General features: G+C 24.8%; 5 protein-coding genes. 3 read left to right on the top strand and 2 right to left on the bottom strand.

The genetic code is table 11. The annotated features are described in order from the left end of the window. The first annotated feature begins 13 nt into the window (after positions 1–13). The 3 genes from ACKTTC_RS17190 to ACKTTC_RS17180 all read left to right on the top strand — a co-directional run bounded on the left by ACKTTC_RS17190 (position 14) and on the right by ACKTTC_RS17180 (position 3,060). Positions 14–1,279 carry a hypothetical protein gene (locus ACKTTC_RS17190; RefSeq protein ID WP_408041091.1) on the top strand — a complete coding sequence of 422 codons (1,266 nt, stop codon included), beginning with the start codon at positions 14–16 and terminating at the stop codon, positions 1,277–1,279. A gap of 810 nt (positions 1,280–2,089) precedes the next feature. Further along, a complete protein-coding gene (locus tag ACKTTC_RS17185) occupies positions 2,090–2,494 on the top strand; it encodes a hypothetical protein (protein ID WP_408041090.1) in 405 nt (134 codons plus the stop codon). Between the two features lie 59 nt (positions 2,495–2,553). Beyond that, positions 2,554–3,060: a hypothetical protein gene (locus tag ACKTTC_RS17180; protein WP_408041089.1), complete on the top strand. Its 507-nt coding sequence runs from the start codon at positions 2,554–2,556 to the stop codon at positions 3,058–3,060. Between the two features lie 64 nt (positions 3,061–3,124). Here ACKTTC_RS17180 and ACKTTC_RS17175 read toward each other — a convergent pair whose 3' ends face one another. Then, the gene (locus ACKTTC_RS17175) at positions 3,125–3,622 is read right to left on the bottom strand and encodes a hypothetical protein (protein ID WP_408041088.1); all 498 of its coding nucleotides are present in this window, start codon (positions 3,620–3,622) and stop codon (positions 3,125–3,127) included. Between the two features lie 428 nt (positions 3,623–4,050). Then, the coding region (locus ACKTTC_RS17170; RefSeq protein WP_408041087.1) for a hypothetical protein at positions 4,051–4,291 on the bottom strand (241 nt) is incomplete at its 5' end.

The following is a 4,291-nucleotide window of genomic DNA, read 5'->3' as shown; positions in this document are numbered from 1 at the left end:
TGAATTAGGCTTTATGAAAAACAGACTAGGTTGGTACAATCTTAGACCACAATTAGAGCCTGATGCATTAAGAGATAAGAATGCTTTTTATCATAATTTAGATTACTGGGATCGCATAAACATGATGCAGTTTTTAATTCATTATGAACAATACAAAAGATACAGTAGTCCTCCTTACGTACTTAGTGCAGAAGCAGCAAGAATATTTAATCAATTTAATAATAGAATAGATATTGCTAATACCAATTTTATAGAAAATAAAGTTAGAGATCAATACGAAGATTATACAGTCTTTCATCCTTTATATTGGAAAATAATTTTAAAAAACAAATATCATAACAACCCTTTTGCTGCTGGTTCTGCTAAACGAGATCATAATAGATTAAGAGATCAAACTATTGCTAATCAAATACGCAGAACTCCTATAGGTACAACTTTAAATGTAGATAATATTGTAAGAAAGTTAGGAATAACAGATGCAGATCAACAGGAATGGTTAAATGCAAACCCAAATAAAGCAGCAGAATATGTTAACAGATTACGAGCTGCTGCACAACAAGATAGTGAAGATACATCAAACCCATTACCTACCGATGAGGAAGGAAATGAAGAACCAGAAGGACAAGCTGAACAATTAGAAAGAATAAGAATTTTACGTGAACTAGCAGCAGGGGCTAAAATTGTTAAATTTATTAGAGATAAAAGGTTAACAAATCATAACCAAAAAAGATGGCTATATGATAACCATAATCAAGCATTAGAATTGATAAACCTATTCAATGTTTATAATCTTAAAATAGATAATACAATTGCTGAAAGTGATAGAAAAGAAATAAATTCTTCTATAGAATTAAATAACTTTATAATAAACTCTAAAAATGTATTATTTGAAAATGAAGAATATACAACTACATCTTTAGGGGGAAGAGATAGATTAATTAACTTTTCAGCTGAGTATCTTGAAGGAGTTCATATAAATGCGCGCTTAAAATGTAAGTTAGACGATGCTAATACTTCTACTAATGAATTTGAAATAGTAAGTTTAAACACGAAGCTAACAGGTTTTACAACTTTTGTAGACTGGGAGCAAGATGATTATGCTATATTTTCAGAGATTGGAGATATAACAAAAATAAAAGTAATAGCGGATATTAAATATGGTTTGCATATAAAACCTTTATCTATATCTTTATCATATGAAGAAGCTGCTGAAGTCTTTTTGAAATTAAATAATAAAACAGGTGAAGCAATTAGCATCTGGGGTATAATAGGAAATTAAATAACAATAAAAATGAATAACTCAATTGAACCAAGCTTAATCGGACAAATAATATACTATTTTTTCACATTAGCTTCTATAGCTATTATTTTTTTAGTATTTAAACTATACTTTCTAATCACAAAATATTTGAAAGTAAAAACTAAATACCTAGAAAGCAAAATAAATGAATAACTACTTTTAAACCTCTTAGATTTTTCTAAGAGGTTTTTATAATTTTATTTTACTAGTATGTACAACCCAGAACCTATTAGTAGCGGTATTCCACTTTTAATAATTTATATAATAATATTATTATTGTTTATTGGTATTTTATATATAGGAATTAGGCTATGCTTTTTAGTAATGAAATATTTAAACCTTAAAATTAAAAAATTAGAAAAAGAGATAAAAAATGACTAATTCATTCGAACCAAATCTAATAGCTGATATAATTCAGATTACACTACAAACTATGTTTATTGTAGTTATATTCTTAATCTTTAAATTATATTTTTTAATCACAAAATATTTGAAAGTAAAAACTAAATATTTTGAAAATAAGATTAATGAATAACTACTTTTAAACCTCTTAGATTTTTTTCTAAGAGGTTTTTATAATTTTATTTTACTAGTATGTACAACCCAGCCCCCATTGATACAAGCCCGACTTTATTAATAATATATATAGTATTGACTTTACTTTTATTTCTTTCTATCTATTTAATTATTAGGTTATTTTTTCTTCTTTATAAGTATTTAAAATTGAAAATTAAAAAACTAGAACAAGAAATATAAAAGTTAGGTATTGTTATTAGTTATATTTACTATATGAAAAATGAAGAAATAAAAAGAATAATTTTATTATTTGAGGATAAAAAAATTAAAGCTGTAGAAGCTATAGATCAAATTAATAAAATCTCAAATAAAAATTTAACAGAAGATGACTTATTATCTTATTGGAAGCATACTACATTAGATGATTTTATAAAGTTATTACTTACAGATTCTATTGTCGAATGGAAGAGTTTAAATGATGAAAAATCTTTAAATCTAATTCAAGAAATAATTGATAATTTAGAAGATGATTCACTCATAAGTAAAAACTCAGAAGGTTTAGAAAAAAGATATAATAAACCGAAGGGAACAGTTTCTGATTTAGTTTTTATCGAAGGTGTTAATAACCCTATTGAAATACTTAAAAAACTAAAGGAGAATACAGTTATGCTACTTTAATAGTATTTCATACCTCTTAGTTTTTTTATTAAGTCAAACTCAAATACAAAATGAAAGATATGCTAGACCTAATACAAGAGGCGAAAGGTGTAATTAAGTTTTTATTACTCTTTACTTTGGTAAGTTGTAGTTCCTATCAAAACTATGGTGAAAAAAATGAAGTTAAAGAAATTTTAAATTTTCTATCAACGAAAAGGTCTGTATATTATAAAACTATAGACAAAGACTTAGGTAAAAGTATTGATAATCTTATAGATATAAACTTTTTTGAATTCGATTTATGTAACAGTAATAAAAAAGAATTAATCACTAATGAAGAATTAAAATTTATAAAGCAAAAATTTAAAGAAGTAAAAACTATAAATTTAAAAAAAGCATTTAATGAATTAAATGTAACTAAAAATAAAAATATAAAAACAGACTATATTTCTCTACCTGTTATTTTTAGAAAAGGAACAGCTGCCATGTATTATGAAAGTGCTAGGTATGGAGGGGCTTTTAATCTATTAATTAAGAAAAATAATAAATGGAATATAGTTTGCTCTAAAAGCACATGGATTGAGTAATTGAAAAATTTTTATTTAATGCATTTAAAAGGTTGGTATCTTGATTAATACCAACCTTTTTTATTTATCGAGTTTTAGCCTTAAAACTCACCTTCTCAATATCAGATTTTTTAATATAATTGACAATACTATCATTTTTATCAAGTATTATAAATGCTGTTTCGTTTTGACCAATTATTATTTGAGATTTTTTTAAAATGTTGTGATTATTACTATCTAATAATTTAGTGGAGCTTTTTCCTTGTTCGTAAAATAATTTAGCATAGGATTTCCCAAGTAGAAAACCATTTAGATAAATCAAACATGCAATAATTATCAGTACTAAACTATTCATTGAATCAATCTTATAAAAAAACATTAGTATAATTATCCATGAATAAATAATGACAATTAAGGAATATTCCCCCATTAAAATAGATAAAGCTAGATATACAATATAAGTTATTGAAAGAGAAATAACTAAAAACAAAAAAACATCTCCATAACTTAAACTTTTCCTCTTCTTTTTTTTGTTTTTCTTCTTCTTCTTCTTTTTGTTTTTGTTTTTGTTGTTTTTCTCCATTATAAATGGAATAAAAAAGCCCAAAGAAGCTAAAAATATAATAACTATTATAGTTATGAAGTCTGATAATAAATCTATCTTACTTAATGTGAAATTGTAAATATCTGTGCTCGAAAAGCTTTCAAAGTAATTAATTCCAAAAAAATTAAAATAACTACTTGTAAAAGCATAACAAAATATTGTAGTAAATACTGCTGTTGATATAATATCTTTAAAATATTTTAGATCAAATATTGACTTACTTACTTTTGATTCTTTATCAAACCATTTTAAAATTTCACCTAAATAGTTTAGATACTTTTTACTTTTTTTTAAGATTTTTATTTTCATGTATTAATAGTTTTCGGGGTAGCAAAAAAGCCATAAATTAATTACGGCTTTTTAATGAAATTATTTTAAAGAATCTCTAAATACTTAAAAGGAAGCTATTAAAATTCAACGTCTTGTATATTTACTTTTTCTTCGTTAATTATAGGATTTAATTTCCCTGAATAAATATTGTACTGTAACTCTGCTAAATTTCTGTTTTGATACCTGTTTTTATCTTGGTACACATAATGTTGTTTGTAGTCTTCAAATTTTTCTACAAAGAGTATGCAATCCCCATCGTAACCACTTTTAGAACCGCCGCGCATTTTCCCGTCGGTTGTTTGTTGAAAGATTACCAGA

Origin of the sequence: Tenacibaculum amylolyticum (genome assembly GCF_964511145.1) — a bacterium.
In the GTDB taxonomy this organism is placed as follows: Bacteria; Bacteroidota; Bacteroidia; order Flavobacteriales; family Flavobacteriaceae; genus Polaribacter; species Polaribacter amylolyticum.
Note: the sequence above shows the minus strand (reverse complement) of the source record. Positions and strands in the feature narration are given on the sequence as shown.

Bases quoted from the DNA above. Each gene is read 5' to 3' on its own strand.
- ACKTTC_RS17190 (WP_408041091.1), top strand. From the start codon at position 14: ATGAAAAACAGACTAGGTTGGTACAATCTTAGACCACAATTAGAGCCT.
- ACKTTC_RS17185 (WP_408041090.1), top strand. From the start codon at position 2,090: ATGAAAAATGAAGAAATAAAAAGAATAATTTTATTATTTGAGGATAAA.
- ACKTTC_RS17180 (WP_408041089.1), top strand. From the start codon at position 2,554: ATGCTAGACCTAATACAAGAGGCGAAAGGTGTAATTAAGTTTTTATTA.
- ACKTTC_RS17175 (WP_408041088.1), bottom strand. From the start codon at position 3,622: ATGGAGAAAAACAACAAAAACAAAAACAAAAAGAAGAAGAAGAAGAAA.